This is a genomic window from Streptosporangium minutum, from assembly GCF_002149035.1.
Lineage (GTDB): Bacteria > Actinomycetota > Actinomycetes > Streptosporangiales > Streptosporangiaceae > Streptosporangium > Streptosporangium minutum.
Genome location: NZ_NGFP01000026.1, coordinates 19,032 through 37,267 on the forward strand (window position 1 = coordinate 19,032; position 18,236 = coordinate 37,267).

At 71.9% G+C, this 18,236-nt stretch carries 17 protein-coding genes and 1 tRNA gene; 7 read left to right on the forward strand and 11 right to left on the reverse strand.

The features are described from left to right. Positions 1-15: 15 nt before the first annotated feature. From CA984_RS08485 to CA984_RS08520, 8 genes are all read right to left on the reverse strand, one after another. Entirely contained in the window at positions 16-384 is a 369-nt protein-coding gene (locus CA984_RS08485) for a hypothetical protein (protein WP_242675813.1), read from the reverse strand. Positions 385-679: 295 nt separating this feature from the next. Further along, complete coding sequence (locus tag CA984_RS08490; RefSeq protein ID WP_086569992.1) at positions 680-1,588, reverse strand: NADP-dependent oxidoreductase; 909 nt, start codon at positions 1,586-1,588, stop codon at positions 680-682. A 356-nt stretch (positions 1,589-1,944) separates the two neighbouring features. Then, the gene (locus tag CA984_RS08495; protein ID WP_086569994.1) at positions 1,945-2,958 is read right to left on the reverse strand and encodes a cytochrome d ubiquinol oxidase subunit II; all 1,014 of its coding nucleotides are present in this window, start codon (positions 2,956-2,958) and stop codon (positions 1,945-1,947) included. Between the two features lie 4 nt (positions 2,959-2,962). Beyond that, on the reverse strand, positions 2,963-4,309 hold the full coding sequence (locus tag CA984_RS08500) for a cytochrome ubiquinol oxidase subunit I (protein WP_242675814.1): 1,347 nt from the start codon (positions 4,307-4,309) through the stop codon (positions 2,963-2,965). A 413-nt stretch (positions 4,310-4,722) separates the two neighbouring features. Continuing rightward, positions 4,723-4,796, reverse strand: a tRNA-Lys gene (locus CA984_RS08505). A gap of 668 nt (positions 4,797-5,464) precedes the next feature. Then, positions 5,465-5,863, reverse strand: a complete 399-nt coding sequence (locus CA984_RS08510) for an OsmC family protein (protein ID WP_086569996.1) — start codon at positions 5,861-5,863, stop codon at positions 5,465-5,467. Between the two features lie 60 nt (positions 5,864-5,923). Continuing rightward, entirely contained in the window at positions 5,924-6,208 is a 285-nt protein-coding gene (locus tag CA984_RS08515) for a hypothetical protein (protein ID WP_242675815.1), read from the reverse strand. 45 nt (positions 6,209-6,253) lie between these two features. Further along, on the reverse strand, positions 6,254-7,303 hold the full coding sequence (locus CA984_RS08520; protein WP_086570000.1) for an NADP-dependent oxidoreductase: 1,050 nt from the start codon (positions 7,301-7,303) through the stop codon (positions 6,254-6,256). Positions 7,304-7,561: 258 nt separating this feature from the next. Between CA984_RS08520 and CA984_RS08525 the strand changes: the two genes are divergently transcribed. Continuing rightward, positions 7,562-7,930: a phage holin family protein gene (locus CA984_RS08525; protein ID WP_086570003.1), complete on the forward strand. Its 369-nt coding sequence runs from the start codon at positions 7,562-7,564 to the stop codon at positions 7,928-7,930. 4 nt (positions 7,931-7,934) lie between these two features. Next, positions 7,935-9,410, forward strand: a complete 1,476-nt coding sequence (locus CA984_RS08530) for an aromatic amino acid lyase (protein ID WP_086570005.1) — start codon at positions 7,935-7,937, stop codon at positions 9,408-9,410. A gap of 80 nt (positions 9,411-9,490) precedes the next feature. Here CA984_RS08530 and CA984_RS08535 read toward each other — a convergent pair whose 3' ends face one another. Then, positions 9,491-10,444: a LacI family DNA-binding transcriptional regulator gene (locus tag CA984_RS08535; protein ID WP_242675816.1), complete on the reverse strand. Its 954-nt coding sequence runs from the start codon at positions 10,442-10,444 to the stop codon at positions 9,491-9,493. A gap of 227 nt (positions 10,445-10,671) precedes the next feature. On the opposite strand from CA984_RS08535, the gene CA984_RS08540 reads away from it, so the two are divergent. Further along, on the forward strand, positions 10,672-11,562 hold the full coding sequence (locus CA984_RS08540; protein WP_086570009.1) for an amidohydrolase family protein: 891 nt from the start codon (positions 10,672-10,674) through the stop codon (positions 11,560-11,562). A gap of 52 nt (positions 11,563-11,614) precedes the next feature. Then, positions 11,615-12,127, forward strand: a complete 513-nt coding sequence (locus tag CA984_RS08545; protein WP_086570011.1) for a cysteine dioxygenase — start codon at positions 11,615-11,617, stop codon at positions 12,125-12,127. Positions 12,128-12,345: 218 nt separating this feature from the next. On the opposite strand, the gene CA984_RS08550 is transcribed toward CA984_RS08545, so the two are convergent. Together CA984_RS08550 and CA984_RS08555 are read right to left on the reverse strand one after the other, a co-directional pair. After that, entirely contained in the window at positions 12,346-13,560 is a 1,215-nt protein-coding gene (locus CA984_RS08550) for a CynX/NimT family MFS transporter (protein WP_086570013.1), read from the reverse strand. Between the two features lie 199 nt (positions 13,561-13,759). Beyond that, the gene (locus CA984_RS08555; protein ID WP_086570015.1) at positions 13,760-14,359 is read right to left on the reverse strand and encodes a helix-turn-helix domain-containing protein; all 600 of its coding nucleotides are present in this window, start codon (positions 14,357-14,359) and stop codon (positions 13,760-13,762) included. A 92-nt stretch (positions 14,360-14,451) separates the two neighbouring features. Here CA984_RS08555 and CA984_RS08560 point away from each other — a divergent pair, with 92 nt between their 5' ends. From CA984_RS08560 to CA984_RS08570, 3 genes are all read left to right on the forward strand, one after another. Then, on the forward strand, positions 14,452-15,447 hold the full coding sequence (locus CA984_RS08560; RefSeq protein ID WP_086570050.1) for an NAD(P)/FAD-dependent oxidoreductase: 996 nt from the start codon (positions 14,452-14,454) through the stop codon (positions 15,445-15,447). Next, the gene (locus CA984_RS08565) at positions 15,444-16,670 is read left to right on the forward strand and encodes a Cmx/CmrA family chloramphenicol efflux MFS transporter (protein ID WP_086570017.1); all 1,227 of its coding nucleotides are present in this window, start codon (positions 15,444-15,446) and stop codon (positions 16,668-16,670) included. Before CA984_RS08560 ends, CA984_RS08565 begins: the two co-directional genes overlap by 4 nt. Before the next feature lie 346 nt (positions 16,671-17,016). After that, positions 17,017-18,192, forward strand: coding sequence for a thiolase family protein (locus CA984_RS08570; protein WP_086570019.1), 1,176 nt, complete (start codon positions 17,017-17,019; stop codon positions 18,190-18,192). The last annotated feature ends 44 nt before the right edge of the window (positions 18,193-18,236 follow it).

Sequence of the window (18,236 nt, forward strand, 5' to 3'; positions counted from 1 at the left end):
TCTCCCGTCGTGAGGTCAGTAGAGCGCGTAGCACTCCACTTCGGATCGACGCTCCGTCAGCCCCGCCGTCACCGAGTGCTGGACGCACGCGGCCTCCCGCTTGCTGAGCATCAGGTCTCCGCAGACCGTGACCCCGGAATACGTCCGGCAGTCCAGGCTGGAGTTCTCCGCCCCGATCCGGTAGTCGTTCTCGACCGCCGACCGGCACTGGCTGCGCAACTGCTCCGTGTCGGCGTACCGGCACTGGTTCATCAGGATCCGGTACTGGTCCCGGCCCACCGGCGTGCCATCGTCGAGCGCCCGCGCCTGCGCCGACGTCCCCGTGGCGACGATTCCAGAAGTGACGACGATGAACAGCGCCGCCGCATACATGAGTCTTCTCACGATGGCTCCCCCCGCCATACGGTCCTCAAATCGGACTTTACAGGGGAAACGTCACTTGTTGTGTGCGTGTCGACACAGTTCTCCTGATCGAATCTCCTGATCGAGCGTCAAGATGATCTAAAGTCCGCCCTGCTCACGGTCGATCCTCCCGTCCGCACCGGCCTTCCCGCCGACGGCGCCCTCTCCCCGGCGCCGGGCCTTCCAGCACACCCTCCCGGCACCGAGCCTTCGACCGGCGGCGTGCCCTCCCCGGAACGGACCTTCCCCGGTGCGAGTTTTCCTCCGGCGCGCCCCTTCAGCCGACGGTGAGAACGACCTTGCCGCGGCCGTGGCCGGTCTCGACCTCGCGGTGGGCGTCGGCGGCCCGGTCCAGCGGGTAGGTCCGGCGGACGTGGAAGGTGAGCCCGCCGTCGGAGTAGAGCTCGGCGAGCTCGGCGAGGCGGGAGGCCAGCCGCACCCCCCGGGTCAGCTGGACGCCCAGCTCCTCCGCTCTGTCGTGCTCGACCAGCGTGACGATGCGGTCGCCCTTCACCAGCCGCAGCGAGACGTCGAGCGCCTCGCCTCCCGCGCCGTCCAGGACCATGTCCACCCCACCGGGGGCGAGGGCCCGCACCCGCTCCAGCAGGCCCTCGCCGTACGCGACGGGGATCGCGCCGAGCGAGCGCAGGTAGTCGTGGTTCTCCTCGCGCGCGGTGCCGATGACCGTGGCCCCCCAGAGCCGGGCGAGCTGCACCGCGGCGGTGCCGACCGAGCCGGCGGCAGCGTGGACCAGGACCGTGTCACCCTCCCCCACCCCGAGCTGCCGCAGGGCGATGTGGGCGGTCTGGGTGCCGGCGGTGAAGCCGCCCGCCACCTCCCAGGGCATGTTCGCGGGCTTGGCCGTGACGTTCTCGGCAGGGACCACGACGTATTCGGCGTAGGAGTTCAGCAGGTTGAAGCCCAGCACCTCGTCGCCCGCAGAGATCCCGCGCACCCCCTCACCCACCTGGTCGACGACCCCGGCGAACTCGTTGCCGGGGATCCGGGGCAGGCCCCCGCTCACCCCGGCCGGCATCCATCCCTGGCGCACGGCCACGTCGAACGGCTGCACGCCCGCCGCCCTGACCCGCACTCGCACCTGCCCCTCCCCCGCCTCGGGCGTCTCGATCTCCATGGCCCGCAGCACCTCGGGCCCGCCGAACTCGGAAAAAGCAGCGGCCTTCATCGAAAACTCCTTCACTCGTGTCTGCCGGACCCACTTTGCAGCCTCAACCATGATTGAGGTCAACCGGCCGGGATCCTCGGCGGCGGCCGAGCGATGCGAGAGCTCCGGAAGAGCGCTCCCTTCGTGATCACAAAGCAGTCACCGGAAAGAGCGGTGAAGACAGCGGACGACCAGCGGGTAGGCCCGCACCGGAGACGGCCGGCCCCGCCTCCGACGTACGTCCGCCGGCCGTACGTCCGCCGGCCGCGCGCGCCCATGGCCGTCAGCCGCGCGCACGGCCGTCAGCGGCGTGCCCCCACCGGGCCGTCAGCCACTCTCGTCCAGGCCGTCAGCCGCGCGCCTGCGCCGTACGGTCGTCAGCCGTGCGCGCCCGGGTCGTACGGCGTGCGCCGCTGCAGCAGGAGCAGCCAGGTCATGGACGGCACCACCAGCAGCGCGCCCACCGCGAGCACGACGAGCGTGGCGCCGAGCACCGCCGGGTCCGCCGCGGCCACCTCGACGGTGAGGCCCGGAGGGAGCATGACCGGATACTGCGCGAGCGGCCACCCCCACAACACCGCCGTGACGGCCAGCGCGGCGGTGATCCGGACGGACAGGTAGCTCCGCCGCCACAGCAGGGCCAGCGAGAGCAGGCCGAGCACGGCCGCGGCGACGACAAGGGGCAGTGCCCGGTGGGCGAGGCCGTCGAACAGCCGGGGGGCGTCCCAGCGCACCACGGCGATGCCGCCCAGCACGACGGCCCCCACGCCGAGGCCCGCGAACAGCGCCCTGCGCCGGAACCCCTCGGCCAGGCCGGGCAGTCCCGCCCGTCCCGCGTCGTCGCACAGGTACACCGCGGCGAGGTAGGCGCAGACGCCGACCGCGAGGACCCCGCCGAGCAGCGAGGTCGGATTCAGCCAGCTCGTCACGAGATCACCGGTCGCCAGGCCGGGAGGGACGCGCCCCGAGGCGATCCCCCCGGCGACCGTGCCCAGGAAGAAGGGCGTCAGCACCGAGGAGGTCGCGAAGGCGGCGCCGAACAGGCGCTGCTGCCACAGCTCCGTGCTGGCCTTGCGGAAGACGAAGGCGGCTCCCCTGGCGATGATGCCGAGCGCCGCCAGTGTCAGCGGGATGTAGAGCGTGGACATCACCGCGGCGAACACCGGCGGGTAACCGGTCCACAGCACGACGATCACGAAGATCAGCCAGACGTGGTTGGCCTCCCACACCGGACCGATGGAGTGCTCGATGAGGCGCCGCTGCGGCATGCCGGCACGGCTGCGTCCCGCCACCAGGTCCCAGATGCCGCCGCCGAAGTCGGCTCCGGCCAGCAACGCGTAGAGCGTCACGCCCACCCACATCACGACCAGCAGGATCTGCGCCGCGTCCATCGGGTCACTCCGGTTCCTGGGGGGCGTGCGTCAGCTCCTGGGGGGCGCGCGCCATGCGCCGAAGGACGTAGACGGTGGCGACGGTGAGCACGGCGTAGACCAGCGAGACGACGGCGAACCCGATCCACAGGCCGGGCACCGGGTTGACGGCGTCGAAGGTGCGCAGCCTGCCGTAGACCACCCACGGCTGCCGGCCGACCTCCGTCACGACCCAACCGGCCTCCACCGCGACGACGGCCGCCACCCCGGAGACGGCCGCGAGCCTCAGGAACCAGCGGGAGCGGGGCAGCTCACGCCGCCGCCCCCATGCCAGGACATACCAGGCCGACAGCAGGAGCAGGAAGAAACCGATCCCCACCATCGTGTCGAAGGCCAGGTGGACGGGGGTGACCGGCGGGCGGTCGGCCACCGGCACCTGGTCGAGCCCCTGGACGACGGTGTGCGGGCTGTAGCCGACCAGCAGGGACAGGCCGTTGGGGATCTCGATCGCGTAGCGCAGCTCGCCGTCGACCACAAAGCCGCCCAGGCTGAGCGGCGCGCCCGCGCGGGTCAGGAAGAGCCCCTCCGCCGCGGCGAGTTTGGCCGGCTGGTACTCGGCCAGGAACTTGGCCGCGTAGTCGCCCAGCAGGATCTGGATCGGGGCGAACACGGCCGCCATCGTGAAGGGGATCATGAAGCCCAGGCGGTGGTAGCGGTCGCGCCGCCCGCGCAGCATCGCCACCGCGTACACCCCCGCGGTGGCGAACCCCGCGACCATGAACGCCGCCACGATCATGTGCAGCGTCTGCGGCGGCGTGGCCGGGTTGAACATCGCCCTCCACGGGGCCACGTCCCGCACCCGGCCGTTCTCCACCACGAACCCGACCGGCTGGTTCATCCACGCGTTGGCGGTCACCACGAAGAACGCCGAGGCCACTCCCGCGATCAGCACGGGCACCCCACTCAGCAGGTGGATCCTGGGCGGCAGCCGGTCCCAGCTGTACAGGTAGACGCCGATGAAAATGGCCTCGACGAAGAAGGCGATCCCCTCCAGCGCGAAGGGCAGGCCGATCACCTCGCCGTAGGTCCCCATGAGCCCCGGCCAGAGCAGGCCCATCTCGAAGCTGAGGATCGTCCCCGAGACCGCCCCGACGGCGAACAGCACCCCTATCGCCTTGGCCCATCGCCGGGCCAGCCGCATGGAGTCGCCGTCACCGGTGCGGATCGCCCGCCACTCGGCGTACAGCAGCAGGGCGGGCATGCCGACCCCCAGGCAGGCCAGCACGATGTGCCAGCCCAGCGAGAGGGCCATCTGCAGGCGCGCCGCGACCAGATCCGCCGCGCTCGCCGGCCCGGCAGGCAAGACGAGCACCGTCGCCACACAGGCGCCGACACCGCCCCCGATCCCCATGTCAGGCCTCTGCCCCGACACAGTAACGGACAAACGACGCACACACCCCATAAGTCCACCCATGGGCGTGCGGCACGTCCGGTACGGCGGGCAGGCAGAAACCCGGCAAGCAGTCGTCGCCATGACGGTGCGGGCACTGCTGGAGGGCGGGCACGACGCTCGGGCGCGGCGGTCAGGCATGGCAATGGTGGAGGGCGGGCACGACGGTCAAGCGCGGCGGTCAAGCATGGCAGTGCTGGAGCGTGGGCGCGGCGATCGGGCATGGCGGTGGGAGGCCAGGTCGGAACCGGCGGGGCCGGAGATCCTGGGTCCGGAGAGGCCCGAAAGCGGAGAAGCCCGGTTCGGTGGTTACCGAACCGGGCTTCTCCGTGCTGTGCGCCGCCAGGGACTCGAACCCCGGACCCGCTGATTAAGAGTCAGCTGCTCTAACCAACTGAGCTAGCGGCGCTTGCAACGGAGGTAACTCTAGCAGCAGACCCGGCGGCGACGCACATCAGGCGACCACGGGACGGCATCACGGACAGAGCTGCCTCACGGCCGGGACGGCATCACGAATAGAGCAGCATGACGGCCGGGACGGCATCACGGACGTAGCGGACGGAATCGAGCCGGGCGGTCCCCCGGCCGCCCGGCCCGATCCGGCGAGGGGCCAGACGGTCCTTCGACCGTCGGCGCATATCCCTGGACAGACTCGGGGCCGGACAGTCCCCCAACTGTCCGGCCCCGGCCTCCTCGCGGGCCTCTCCTTCGTCTCCCCCAAGACTCCGGCGGCTCCGCTCAGGGACGCGATCCCCCTCGCGTCCTGTATCCGGTGAAAAGTCTCTGCAATGCTCCCCCCGGGCTTCGCAGAACCCCTTGACCTGCTTCAACAGTACAGAACCAAATGTAACGAGCACGTCATCCACGGGTTGATTTTGCGCCTACACCCGGGGTTGACCCGGTATTGCCGGACCAACGACGCGAGACCGCCGGAGACCGGACGGGACGGGACGAGCCACTCTCGCGGAGCGGGTCCCGCCGGACGATCCGGGTGACCGCCCGCCGGACGCGTCGGGCCGATCCGGCAGAGCGGATCGCGTCAGCCCGTCCAGGCGACCATCCGCCGGACGCGTCAGGTCACTCGGGCAGTTCGAGCAGGACCTCGCTCTTCTCCCGCAGCGCCCTGCTCACCGTGCAGTATTTCTCCTCCACGCGGTGGGCCACCGCACGGAAGACCTGGTCGGCCTTCTCGTCGCCTTCCGGCAGCTCCACGTCGTAGGTGATGGTGATGGGCCCGAGCAGCGTCGGCTCCACCTTCTCCGCCTGGACGGTCATCGCCAGGCGGACCAGCCTGTGACCGCGCTGGGCGGTGAGCGGCTCCACGGTGACGATGTTGCAGCCGCCGAGCGCCACGAGCAGCAGCTCGACGGGGGTGAACACCCCCTGCTCGTCGCCGCCGCCCATGGCCACCTCGGCCCCGCGGTCGTTGCGGGCCACGTACCCGTCGTCGGTCCGCTCGACTCGCACCTGTGCCATGACGACTCCTCCCGTAACCCTGCCGATCACCTTACCGAACCGGTCAGAGGGGGCGGCCGCCTAGGCTTCGGGGTGTTTGGAGAGGTAGTCGATGTAGAACGGGCGCAACGCCTCGCCGAGCCGCCCCTCGCCGGACACCATGGCATCGCTGAGCAGGGCGGAGACCCGGCTGAGGTCGTTCGCCGTCTCGTCCTTGTTGCCGGTGGAGGCCTCCGCCGCGGGGATCACCTTCAGCAGTTCCCACAGGAAGGCGAAGTCCCCGTGATGGACGGCGTAGCGGACCGCCCGATCATGTAGTTCCTGGGCCGACAACGCCTCAAGCTCATCCGTTTCCAACTGACCCACCTCCTTTCGCCCCTTCTGCCCCCGGAATATGGCGATCATGCACGATCAGTGGACCAACCGGACAACCATCTTCCCGGTGTTCGCTCCGCGGAGCATGTCGATGAACGCCCTGGGCGCGTTCTCCAGGCCGTCGACGACGGTCTCCTCGAAAGTGATCTCGCCGTCGCGGAGCCAGGTGCCCACTTCGGCGACCATGTCGGGCATGCGGTCGAAATGATCGCCCACGATGAACCCGCGCAGGGTGAGCCGCTTGCCGACGGCCAGGAACAGGTTGCTCGGGCCGGGGACCGGCTCGGCGGCGTTGTAGACGGAGATCGCCCCGCACATCGCGACCCTCCCGTAGTGCTTGAACGCGTCGAGGGCCGCCTCCAGGTGGTCGCCGCCGACGTTGTCGAAGTAGACGTCGATCCCGTCGGGAGCCACCTGGGCGAGCTGCTTGCGGACGGGGGCCGTCTTGTAGTTGAAGGCGGCGTCGAAGCCGAGCTTCCCGGTCAGGTAGGAGATCTTCTCCTGCGAGCCGGCGCTGCCCACGACCCGGGAGGCGCCCTTCAGCCGGGCGATCTGCCCGACCAGGCTGCCGACCGCGCCGGCCGCGCCGGAGACGAACACCGCGTCGCCCGCCTTGAACGCGGCGATGTCGAGCAGACCCACGTAGGCGGTCAGACCGGGCATGCCGAGCACGCCGAGGTAGGCGGAGAGCGGTACTCCGGGGATCTCCTCGACCTTGCGGACCTGGCCGGCGTCGACGACGGCGTACTCCCGCCAGCCGTACCCGTGCAGGACGAGATCGCCGGCGGCGAGGCCGGGCGCGCGCGACTCGACGATCTCGCCGACCGCGCCGCCCTCAAGAGGCTTGCCGAGCTCGAAGGGCGGGGTGTAGGACTCGGTGTCGTTCATACGTCCCCGCATGTACGGATCGACGCTCATGTAGAGGTTGCGGACGAGGACCTGACCATCGGCGGGAGCGGGCGGCTCCACCTCCGCCAGTTCGAAGTTCTCCGCCGTCGGCCAGCCGGAGGGCCGCGAGGCGAGCCGGATCTCCCGCGATGCCGTACGGCCGGCGGAACCGGAGCCGTTGGACGTGTCGTTGGACATGATGAAGCCTTCCTGGGGCGGCGCACGCTCTTCCCGGAAGCCATTCCCCTCCACGGGGGGAGCGACGGGCCGCCCATGAAAGCTTTAACCTTTCCGACTACTCGGAGTCACGACAGGAGGCTTTCCGCAACCCCGCCCGCCGATGCGCCGCCGTCCCGGCGGCCATGATGGCCGCGAAGTATTTAGTGTCCTGATATATCCGCTTTTAACGGGGTGGATCTATCGCTCGTCCGATCTCCCATGCGAGGATGCGCAAACGTGAAAATCATCATCAAGATCCTGGCTGTGGCAGCCGCCCTCTGGGTGGCCACCCAGCTCGTGGCCGGCATCACGGTGACCACCGAGACCACCGCCAAGCAGATCGGCACGCTCCTCGCGGTCGCCCTCCTGTTCGGCGTCGTCAACACGGTCCTCAAGCCGATCATCAAGACCTTCGGCTGCGCCTTCTACGTGCTCACCCTCGGCCTGTTCGCCCTGGTCGTGAACGCCGGCCTGCTGCTGCTCACAAGCTGGATCGCCGCCCAGATCCACCTGCCCTTCCACGTGGACGGCTTCTGGCCCGCGTTCTGGGGCGCGATCATCGTCGGCCTGGTGAGCTGGCTGCTCGACCTGGTGTTCGGCGACTGACCCGATGACGGTTGTCCTTGACGGCGCCCACCTGACCTGCGAGCAGGTCCACCGGGCCGCACACGGCTCCGGGATCCTGCTGGGTCCCGCCGACCGCGCCGAGGCCGCCTGGCGGACGGCCCGCTCCCTCAGCGGGCCGCTGTACGGCCAGACCACCGGCGTGGGCGCCAACAAGGACGTCCCGGTCGAGGCCACCGGCCTCGACCTGCTCCGCAGCCACGCCGGCGGCGCCGGCCCCCTGGTCGAAGGACCGCGCGCCCGCGCCACCCTCGTGGTCCGCCTCAACCAGCTCCTCACCGGCGGCTCCGGCCTCAACCCCGGCCTTCTCCCCGTCCTCGCCTCCGCCGTCAACCGGGGTTTCACTCCCCCGATCCGCACCTACGGCGCCATCGGCACCGGCGACCTCACCGCGCTGGCCACCACCGCCCTCTGCCTCCTCGGCGAGATCCCCTGGACACCGCCCTCCGGGCCGGGAGACGGCCTCGCGCCCCGGTACGCGCTGGCCTCCAGCGACGCCCTCCCCTTCATCAGCTCCGGGGCGGCGACCCTGGCCGACGCGGCTCTGGCCTGCCACCGCCTGAGAATCGCCCTCACCGCCGCGACGGCCGTCGCGGCCCACTCCTTCCGGGCGATAGACGCCTCGCTCGAACCTCTCGCCCAGGCCGTGCAGCGCAGGCCGGACCAGGCGGCGGTCGCGGCCGGGCTCCGCGCCCTGATCGGCGCCACCACCCCGCGACGGGTCCAGGACCCCTACGGCTACCGCGCCCTCCCCCAGGTCCACGGCGCCGCTCTGGACGCCCTCGACCGCGCGGAGCGGGCCGTCACCGAGGAGCTGAACACCGCCCCGGAGAACCCGCTGATCGCCGACGGCCGGGCCTGGCACAACGGCAACTTCCACTCGGCCCGGATCGCGCTCGCCCTCGACGCCCTCAGGGCCGCCCTCGTCCAGACCGCGTCGCTGAGCGCCGCCAGGCTCGCCACCCTGACCGACCCCGCCCACACCGGACTGCTGCCCTTCCTCGCCGAGCGCCCCGGCCTGTCCGGCGTGATGATCCTCGAATACGTCGCCCACTCGGCCCTGGCCGACCTCCGCCAGCTCGCCGCCCCGGTCACCCTCGGCACCGCCGTGCTCTCCCTGGGGACCGAGGACCACGCGAGCTTCACCCCGCAGGCCGCGCGGTCCACCCTCTCCGCCCTCGACCCGCTCGAAACGGTCCTGGCCTGCGAGCTGGTCGCGGCGGTCCGGGCACTGCGCCAGCGCGGCCTCCCCTGCGACGTCGGCCTGGACCGCCGGACGGCCGACCGCCCCCTCGACGCCGACCTCGACACCGCACGCGGACTGCTGCCCGGCCTGACCTACCGGCCGCACGCCGGGGCGGGCCTCCCGGTGCCTGACGGGCCGCCGCCCGGCCTCACCGGACCGCCGGCCCCTTCACCCGACGGACCGGGCCCCCAGATGGCAGCCGAGACCCTCGCGTAGCGAGGCCGAGACCCTGGCGTGGCGAGGCCGAGACCCTGGCGTGGCGAGAGGGACTCTCGCCCGGCGGGCGGGGTCCCGCGTCAGCCCACCGAGCCGCGTTCGCGGAGCTCGGGGGCCTGGACGATCCGGCGGCGGCGGGTGTTGCCGTCGGCGGCGGCCACCACCAGGCGGACGGCCGCGCGGACGATGCCGTCGATGTCCCAGTCGACCGTGGTCAGCCCCGGGCTGAGCAGCCCCGACATCGGGTGGTCGTCGTAGCCCATCACGGACACGTCGGCGGGGATCCGCAGGCCCTGTTCGGCCGACGCCGCGTACACCCCGTAGGCGATCGAGTCGGCGAAGCAGAAGAACGCCCGGTGCCCGCCGGCGAGCATCCGCCGGGCGACGTCCGTGGCGGCCACCAGCGCCTGGGGCGCGGTGACCACCTCGATGTCCAGTCCCAGCCGTCCCGCCTCGGCCAGGACGTGCACGTCGGCGGGGCGGTCGGGGGTGCTGGCCCGGGTCGGGGTGAGGACGGCGACACGCCGGTGCCCCCGGTCGCGCATGTGCTCCAGCGCCAGGGTCACGCCGGCACGGTTGTCGAACACGACCTCGCCCGCCGTACGCGCCCCGGCCAGGGAGTCGCCGATCGAGACCACCGGCAGGCTCTCGCACAGTTCGGCCCAGAGCGGCGCCGCCGGGTCCACCGGCTGCACGATCAGGGCGTCCACCCGCTGGTCACGGAGCTGCCGGGCCAGCGTGCGCTCCCGTGACGGGTCACCGGTGGCGTCCAGGATCAGCGCGTAGCGGTCGTTGTCCTTCAGCGCCCGGCCGATGCCGACGGCCAGGGCCTGCTGCCAGAGGTCCTCGAGGGAGCCGCAGAGCAGGCCGATCATCCCGGTACGGCCGCTGGCCAGCGCGCGGGCGATGGGGTCGGCCTCGTAGCCGAGCTCGGCGGCGACCCGGCGCACCCGTTCGATGGTCTCCTCGGACACCTGCATGCCTCGGAGGGCATACGAGACCGAGGCCGGGGAGAGGCCGGTGGCCTTCGCCACCTCGCGTATCGTCGCTCGTTTCCGGGGCTGGGGCATCCGGCCAGCCTATGCCTCTCACCCTCCCACGGGGCGTTCTCCGCCATATCACGGCGATTCAGGGCATTGACACACACGAGGTGAAACGGTTCACTGAAACGGTTCACTGAAACGCGTCACCCGGAAACGTAGTAAGGTCAGACCGGTTACCTATATTCTAGGTAGGGAATACCACGAAGGGAGGAGGGAAGATGACCGTCGACGTGCACCAGCACCTGTGGACGCCCGCGCTCATCGACGCGCTCCGGCGTCGCACGACCCCTCCCCGCCTGGACCGCTGGACCCTCCACCTGTACGGCGAGCCCGCCTACGAGGTCGACCCCGGCGACCACGACCTCACCGGCCGCCTGGCGCTGAACGAGGGACTCGACCTGGCCCTGGTCTCGCTGTCCAGCCCGCTCGGCATCGAGTCGCTGCCGCCCGTGGACGCCTGGCCGATCATCGACGCCTACCACGAGGACGCCCTCGCCCTGCCGGCCCCGTTCGGGGCCTGGGCCGCGACCTGCCTCGGCGAGATCGCCCCCTCCAGGCTCGCCAAGACCCTCGACCAGGGGTTCGCCGGGCTCCAGCTGCCCGCGACGGCCATGGGGACCGGTGAGGACCTCGCGAGGGTCGCCCCGCTGCTCGACGTGCTCGCCGAGCGCGACCTGCCGCTCTTCGTGCACCCCGGACCCGCAGCCGAACCCGGGGGACCCGGCTGGTGGCCCGCCGTCGTGCCGTACGTGCAGCAGATGCACGCCTCCTGGTACGCCTTCTCCGCCTTCGGCCGTCCCCGCCACCCCGGGCTGCGGGTCTGCTTCGCGCTGCTGGCCGGGCTGGCGCCGCTCCACTCCGAGCGGCTGATCAACCGCAGCGGCGAGGGCCGGGGCCTGGTGGATCCCGACCTGTTCCTGGAGACCTCCTCCTACGGCCCGCGCGCCATCGACGCGATCGTCCGCGAGCTCGGCATCGACGTCGTGGTCAACGGATCCGACGAGCCCTACGCCAGGGCCCCCGACCCCGCGCTCGGCGACGCCGCACGGCACGCCGTCGCGGTCACCAATCCCAGCCGTCTGCTGAACCGAAAGGAGTCGCGCAAGTGAACGTGAACCAGTCCCAGGGCCGTGAGCGCTGTGCGCCTCCAGGAGGCCGGCGATGAGCTACGAGGCACTGCCCGCCCGCGCCCTCGACCGGCGCGAGCTCCGCGACCTGGTCAACGAGCTGGCCGCCGACCCGTCCCGGTGGGAGGACCAGGTGGACTTCCCCGAGGAGGGGGGCCGCCACTACGCCTCCCTCTACCGGGACGCCTACGTCGATATCTGGCTGCTGTGCTGGCGGCCGGAGGACGACACCGGCTGGCACGACCACGACATCTCCTCCGGCGCGGTCCGGGTGGTGGCGGGGACGCTGCTGGAGTGCAACCCGCGCATCGGCGGCGAGCACGTGCAGACCGTCGTCTCGGCGGGCGAGTCGTTCTCCTTCGGCCCCGACCACATCCACCGGCTGACCGGCGCGGTGGACGGCAGCGTCTCCATCCACGCCTACTCGCCGCCGCTGTGGCGCCTGGGCCAGTACTCCATCAGCGACAGCGGCGTGATGCGCCGCGCCTCGGTCAGCTACGCCGACGAGCTGCGCCCCATGGACGAGACCGAGGTCGCCGTCGCCTAGGAGCCGTACCGTCTCCGCTGGGTGAGCACCCGCTCCCTGACGGCCCGGGCCATGCCCGGGCCGTCGGCGAAGACGCCGTCCAGGCCGAGCGGGTACAGCTTCTCCAGCCGGCCGTCACGTCGCCCGTGGCGCTGCGGGAGCCGGACGATCTCCTCGGAGGCCGGGATCCGGGCGATGCCGTACCGCTCACGGGAACGGCCGGAGCCGCGGGCGGAGGCTCAGCCCTGTTCCGTGACGGTGGCGGGACGCGCCCTCTCCGCGCCGGCGGCCACCGGGCGGCCGGCCAGGAACCCGGCGGCCAGTTGCAGCCCGCACGCGCCGAGCCCGGCCAGCAGCGGCAGCGTCCAGCCGCCCGAGCTCTCGCGGAGCACGCCGATCAGGAAGGGGCCGAGCGCCGCCAGCACGTATCCGGCGGACTGGGCGACGGCCGACAGCGCGGTGACCGAGGCGGGGTCGGGGGCGCGCAGCGCGATGATCAGCAGGGCGAGCGCGATCGAGGCGCCCTGCCCCAGGCCGAGAACGATCATCCACAGCCAGGGGACGGTGGCCGGCGCGGCCAGCACGCCGACGTAGCCCGCGATGGTGAGCACGGCCGCGACCGTCACGTGCGGCACCTGCGACCGGGCCCTGCCCGCGAGGACCGGGACCGTGAGCGTGGCGGCGATCTGCGCGAGGTTGGTCAGGCCGAGCATGTAGCCCGCCTGGTCGGCGGGGAGCCCCGCGTCGCGGAGGATCGTGGGCACCCAGGCGAGCACGATGTAGAAGGTCAGCGACTGAAGGCCCATGTAGGCGGTGACGGCCCAGGTCACCCGGCTGCCCAGCACCGCGCGGAAGGACCGGGGCGCGGCTCCCCCGGGCACCGGACGCCGCAGCGCTTGGGGCAGCCAGAGCACGGCCGCCGCCACGGCCGGGACGGCGGCCATCGCGGTCACCTCGCGCCAGCCGTACCCGCCGGCGCGCTCCAGCGGCACCGCCAGCCCGGACGCGACGGCGGCGCCCAGCACGAGGCCGGAGACGTACACCGAGGTGAACAGGCCGATCTGGGAGGGGAAGTGCTGCTTGACGACTGCGGGCATCACCACGTTCATGATGGCGATGGCCGTACCGGCGACGGCCGCCCCCGCATAGAGGGCCGGGACGCTCCCGGCGGCGCGCAGCGCCACCCCGGCGGCCAGGATCAGCAGTCCGGCCAGCAGCGTGCGGTCCAGGCCGAACCGGCGGGCCAGCAGCGGGGCGAGCGGGGCCAGCACGCCCAGGCAGACCACCATCACCGTGGTGATCGCCCCGCCGCCGGCCGCGCTCAGCCCGAGGTCGGCCATGATCTCGCTCAGCACCGGGGACACCCCGGCCAGCGCGGGTCTCAGGTTGAGCGAGGCGAGCACGAACCCCGCGATCAGCAGGGCCCGCGACAGCCTGAGTCCCCGATCAGTCATTGCCCCACTTTCCCACAGCGCCGACATCGGCGACCAGAAGGCGCCGGTGCCGCCGGAGACCGGTCCACGACGCGGCGCCCGCTCGAAGCCGGCGTCCGTCCCGCGGCAGAGGCCGCGGCCGTTGCGGGCACGCGGGTACGACGGCACCGGCCGAGGCGCGGATCGCCCGCCCGGATGCTCCCGGCAAGGGTTCTCCCGCTCAGGGCGCCGGCTCCTCTCGGGAGAGTGGCCTGGCGCGGATGTGCATGCGCTCCCCCTGGCGGCCGAACAGGTTGAGGACCTCCACGGGAGACTCGCCCGTGGGGCCGAACCAGTGCGGCAGGCGGGTGTCGAACTCGGCGGCCTCACCCGGCCCCATGATCAGGTTGTGACCGGCCACGATGAGCCGCATGCGCCCGGACAGGACGTACAGCCACTCGTAGCCCTCGTGCGTGACCGGCTCGGGCCGGTTCTGCTCGGCTGGAATGATCGATTTCCAGGCTTGCAGGGCCCCGGGATGGACCGTCAGGGGGATCACCGTACGGCCGTTGCGGATGCGGGGTCTGCTGCGGATCCGCGGGTCGCCGACCTCCGGCGCTCCGACCAGCTCGTCCAGCGGCACCTGGTGGGCCTGCGCGATGGGCAGCAGGAGTTCCAGGCTCGGGCGGCGCTGGCCCGTCTCCAGCCTCGACAGCGTGCTCTTGGATATGCCGGTGGCCTCGGCCAGCGCCGACAGGCTCATGTCGCGCTGGGTGCGGATGCGCTTGAGGCGGGAACCGACCTGGGCCAGCGTGGCGGCGATCGGGGATTGCTCGTCCATGCCCCCATTCCATCTGCCGCGTCCCAGAAATGGCAACGAAAGTTGTCGATCCACCACAAGGCCACACACCATCGGGCCCGGAGGTGATCGCCATGATCAAGGCGACGAACGACCAGAACGGCGGCGCGCTGTACGCCGCCGACGACGAGGCTTACGACGTGGTGGTGGTCGGCGCCGGAGCGGCCGGTCTGAATGCCGCCCTGCTCCTGGGGCGTGCCCGCCGCAAGGTGGCGGTGATAGACGCCGGCGAGCCACGCAACGCGCCCGCCGCGCACATGCACGGCTTTCTGTCTCGCGACGGCCTGTCCCCGGCGACGCTGCTCGAACTCGGCCGTGCCGAGGTCGCCCGGTACGGCGTCCGGCTCATCCAGGGCCGGGTGGAGCAGATCGACCGGGGCTACCACGTCCGCATGGTCGGCGGGCCGGTGATCAAGGGCCGCCGCGTCCTGGTCGCGACCGGGCTCCGCGACGAACTGCCCGACATCCCGGGCGTGCACGAACGGTGGGGCAAGGATGTCCTGCACTGCCCCTACTGCCACGCCTACGAAGTCCGCGACCGGCCTCTTGCCGTTCTCGGCACCCATCCGGGCGCGGTGCATCAGGCGCTGCTCCTGCGGGCGTGGAGCGATGACGTCGCCTTCTTCCCGCACGCCCTTGAGCTGACGGCGCAGGATCGGGAGCGGCTGGAGGCGCGCGGCCTGCGCGTCGTCGAGGGCGAGATCAAACGGCTGGTCGTCGACGGCGACCGGTTGCACGGCATCGAGCTCGCCGACGGCCGCGCCGTCCCGCGCGCCGCCGCCTTCCTCTTCCCCCGCATGGTGCCGCGCGACGAGCTGCTGACCCACCTGGGCTGCGACAAGGACGACAATGGCTGGGTCGCCACCGACCGCACCGGCCGGACCGGCGTCGCCGGCGTCTGGGCCGCCGGCAACGTCATCGACCCGCGCGCCCAGGTCGTCACCGCCGCCGGCATGGGGTCTGCCGCCGCCTTCGCCATGAACACCGATCTGCTGGACGAGGACGTCGATCGCGCCGTCGAACAGCACCGTGCCGCCACCGCCGTAACGGCGCGGGGTGATGGCCGGTGAGCGTCGGAACCGCACAGCAGCGAGTGCCGGTCGCTCGCGGCAGGCTGCCGTTCGGCGTCTACCTGCTGGCGTTGAGCCTGTTCGCGATGGGCAGCGCGGAGTTCTTGCTGGCCGGGGTCCTGCCGGCGGTTGCGGACGACCTCCGGATCACGTTGTCCGCCGCCGGCGCGCTGATCTCGGTATTCGCCATCGGTGTCGTCGTCGGAGGGCCTCCCCTGGCCGTCATGACGCTGCGCTGGCCGCGACGGACCACGCTGGTGACCACTCAAGCCGTCTTCGCCGCCTCGGTGACCATCGGCCTTCTGACCGACGACTACACGGTGCTGCTGGCCACCCGCTTCGTCTGCGGCCTCGCCTATGCGGGGTACTGGGCGGTCGCGGCGGTCACCGCGATCGGCCTTGTCACGCCCGACCGCACCGCACGCGCCTCCGGAGTCGTCGTCAGCGGGCTCAGCTTGGCGATGATCGCCGGTGGCCCGGCAGGGGCACTGCTCAGCTACTTCACGGGATGGCGGGGCGGATTCTGGGGGGTGGTCGCCCTGACCGCCGCCGGCGCGATCTTGAGCTTGCTCGCGATGCCCGCGACAGGCGCGGGCGAGGAGCCCAGCGTAAGGCGTGAGCTTCGCACCATGAGGCAACCGCAACTGTGGGTCGTGTACGCCGCCATCGTCCTGAGCACTGCCGCCTACATGATCTCGTTCAACTACCTCGCGGCGTTCCTGACCGATATCACCGGCATTCCCGGTGTCTGGGTTCCCGCGATCCTCGCGTTGTTCGGCGTCGGCGCCTTCATCGGCCTGTCCGTCGGAGGCAGGATCGCCGATCGGCGGCCCTTCCACGCGCTCCTGACCGGGGCGATCGGGATCCTGGTCTGCTCCGCCCTGCTCGCGCTCCTCGCCCGGCACGCACTGGCCGTGGTCCCCCTCGTTCTGCTCCTTGGGATCGCCGGATTCGTGCTGAACCCGGCCGTCTACGCGCGGGTGTTCACCATCGCGTCGAAGGCGCCGACGCTCGCCGGGGCCACCACCGTCTCCGCGTTCCAGCTCGGCATCAGCCTCGTCCCAGCGCTCGCCGGAGCCGCCCTGAACGCCGGCGCGGGCATCACCTCCGTCACATGGATCGGCGTCGGCCTGGCAGCGGCCGTCGTACCGGCCGTCCTTCTCGACCGGGCGATCTCACGTCGCCGTTCGCAGATGGCGGACGAGGGGAGTCCGCCAGGCTGAGCCCGGCATCCCGGACGACATGCCCGAACTGTGACATTCACGCCTCGGAGCTGAGAACCACCTCACCGCCGCCTCTCCCCTCGCCGGAGCTTCCGGAGCCTCGGGCCGTCACGGCGTGGCGATCCGAAGATTGACCTTCCCCGGAGAAGGTCACTATGTTCGCAAGAAGAACTTTTGTCCGCATGGCGAACATATACATGAGGGGGCGCGATGGCCACGGTTACCTCGCTCGCCGACGCGGCGGCGGAGCTCGGCGCCCTGCGCAGCCTCACCGGGACCAGGCCGTGAAGCGGCCTCCCGCGACCAGCGCGGGGCACCGGCACCCGTCGACCAGGAGCTCGAGATCATGAATGACGTCTTCGTCCTCGACGCGGTCCGCACCCCCATCGGCCGGTACGGCGGGGCGCTGTCGGGCGTCCGCCCCGACGACCTGGCCGCGCACGTGGTCCGGGCGCTGGCCGGCCGCTCCCCCGATCTCGACCCGGCGGCCGTCGACGACGTGTTCTTCGGCGCGGCCAACGGCGCCGGCGAGGACAACCGCGACGTGGCGCGGATGGCCGTCCTGCTCGCCGGACTCCCCGTCACGGTGCCCGGCACGACCGTGAACCGGCTGTGCGGGTCCGGACTGGAGGCGGTCGTCGCCGCCTCCCGCGCCGTGGCCGTGGGCGACGCCTCCCTGGTGATCGCTGGCGGGTCGGAGTCGATGAGCCGGGCGCCGTGGGTGATGCCCAAGCCGTCGCGCGGCTTCGACCGGGGGGCGCAGACCCTGCACGACACGGCCCTCGGCTGGCGCATGGTCAACCCTCTGATGCCCGCCGAGTGGACGGTCGCCCTGGGTGAGGGCGCGGAGATCCTCGCCGACCGCTACGGGATCACCCGCGAGGCCCAGGACGGTTTCGCCCTGCGCAGCCACCGGCGTGCCGCGGCGGCCTGGGAGCGGGGCGTCTTCGCCGGGGAGGTGGCCGCGCTCGACGCCCTGGACCACGACGAGTCCGTCAGGGCCGACGCGTCGCCCGAGTCCCTCGCCCGCCTCAAGCCGGTCTTCCGCCCCGGCGGCACCGTCACCGCCGGCAACGCCTCCCCCCTCAACGACGGCGCCTGCGCCCTGCTCGTCGGCGACGAGGCGGGGGCCGAGCGGGCCGGCCGTACGCCGCTGGCACGGATCGCGGCGCGGGCGGTGACCGGCGTGGAACCGCACCTGTTCGGCATCGGGCCGGTCGAGGCCGCCCGCACGGCGCTCTCCCGCGCGGGCATCACCTGGTCCGACCTGAGCGTGGTCGAGCTCAACGAGGCCTTCGCCGTCCAGTCCCTGGCCTGCCTGGCCGAGTGGCCCGACCTCGACCCGGAGATCGTCAACGTCAACGGCGGCGCGATCGCCCTCGGCCATCCGCTCGGCTCCTCCGGCGCCCGCATCCTGGGCGCCCTCGCCCACGAACTGCACCGCCGGGGCGGCGGCTACGGCCTGGCCGCCATCTGCATCGGGGTGGGCCAGGGGCTGGCCGTCGTTTTGGAAGGGGTTTGACGTTCGCCGCACCCCTCGCCCACCTACGTGACACTCTGTCGACA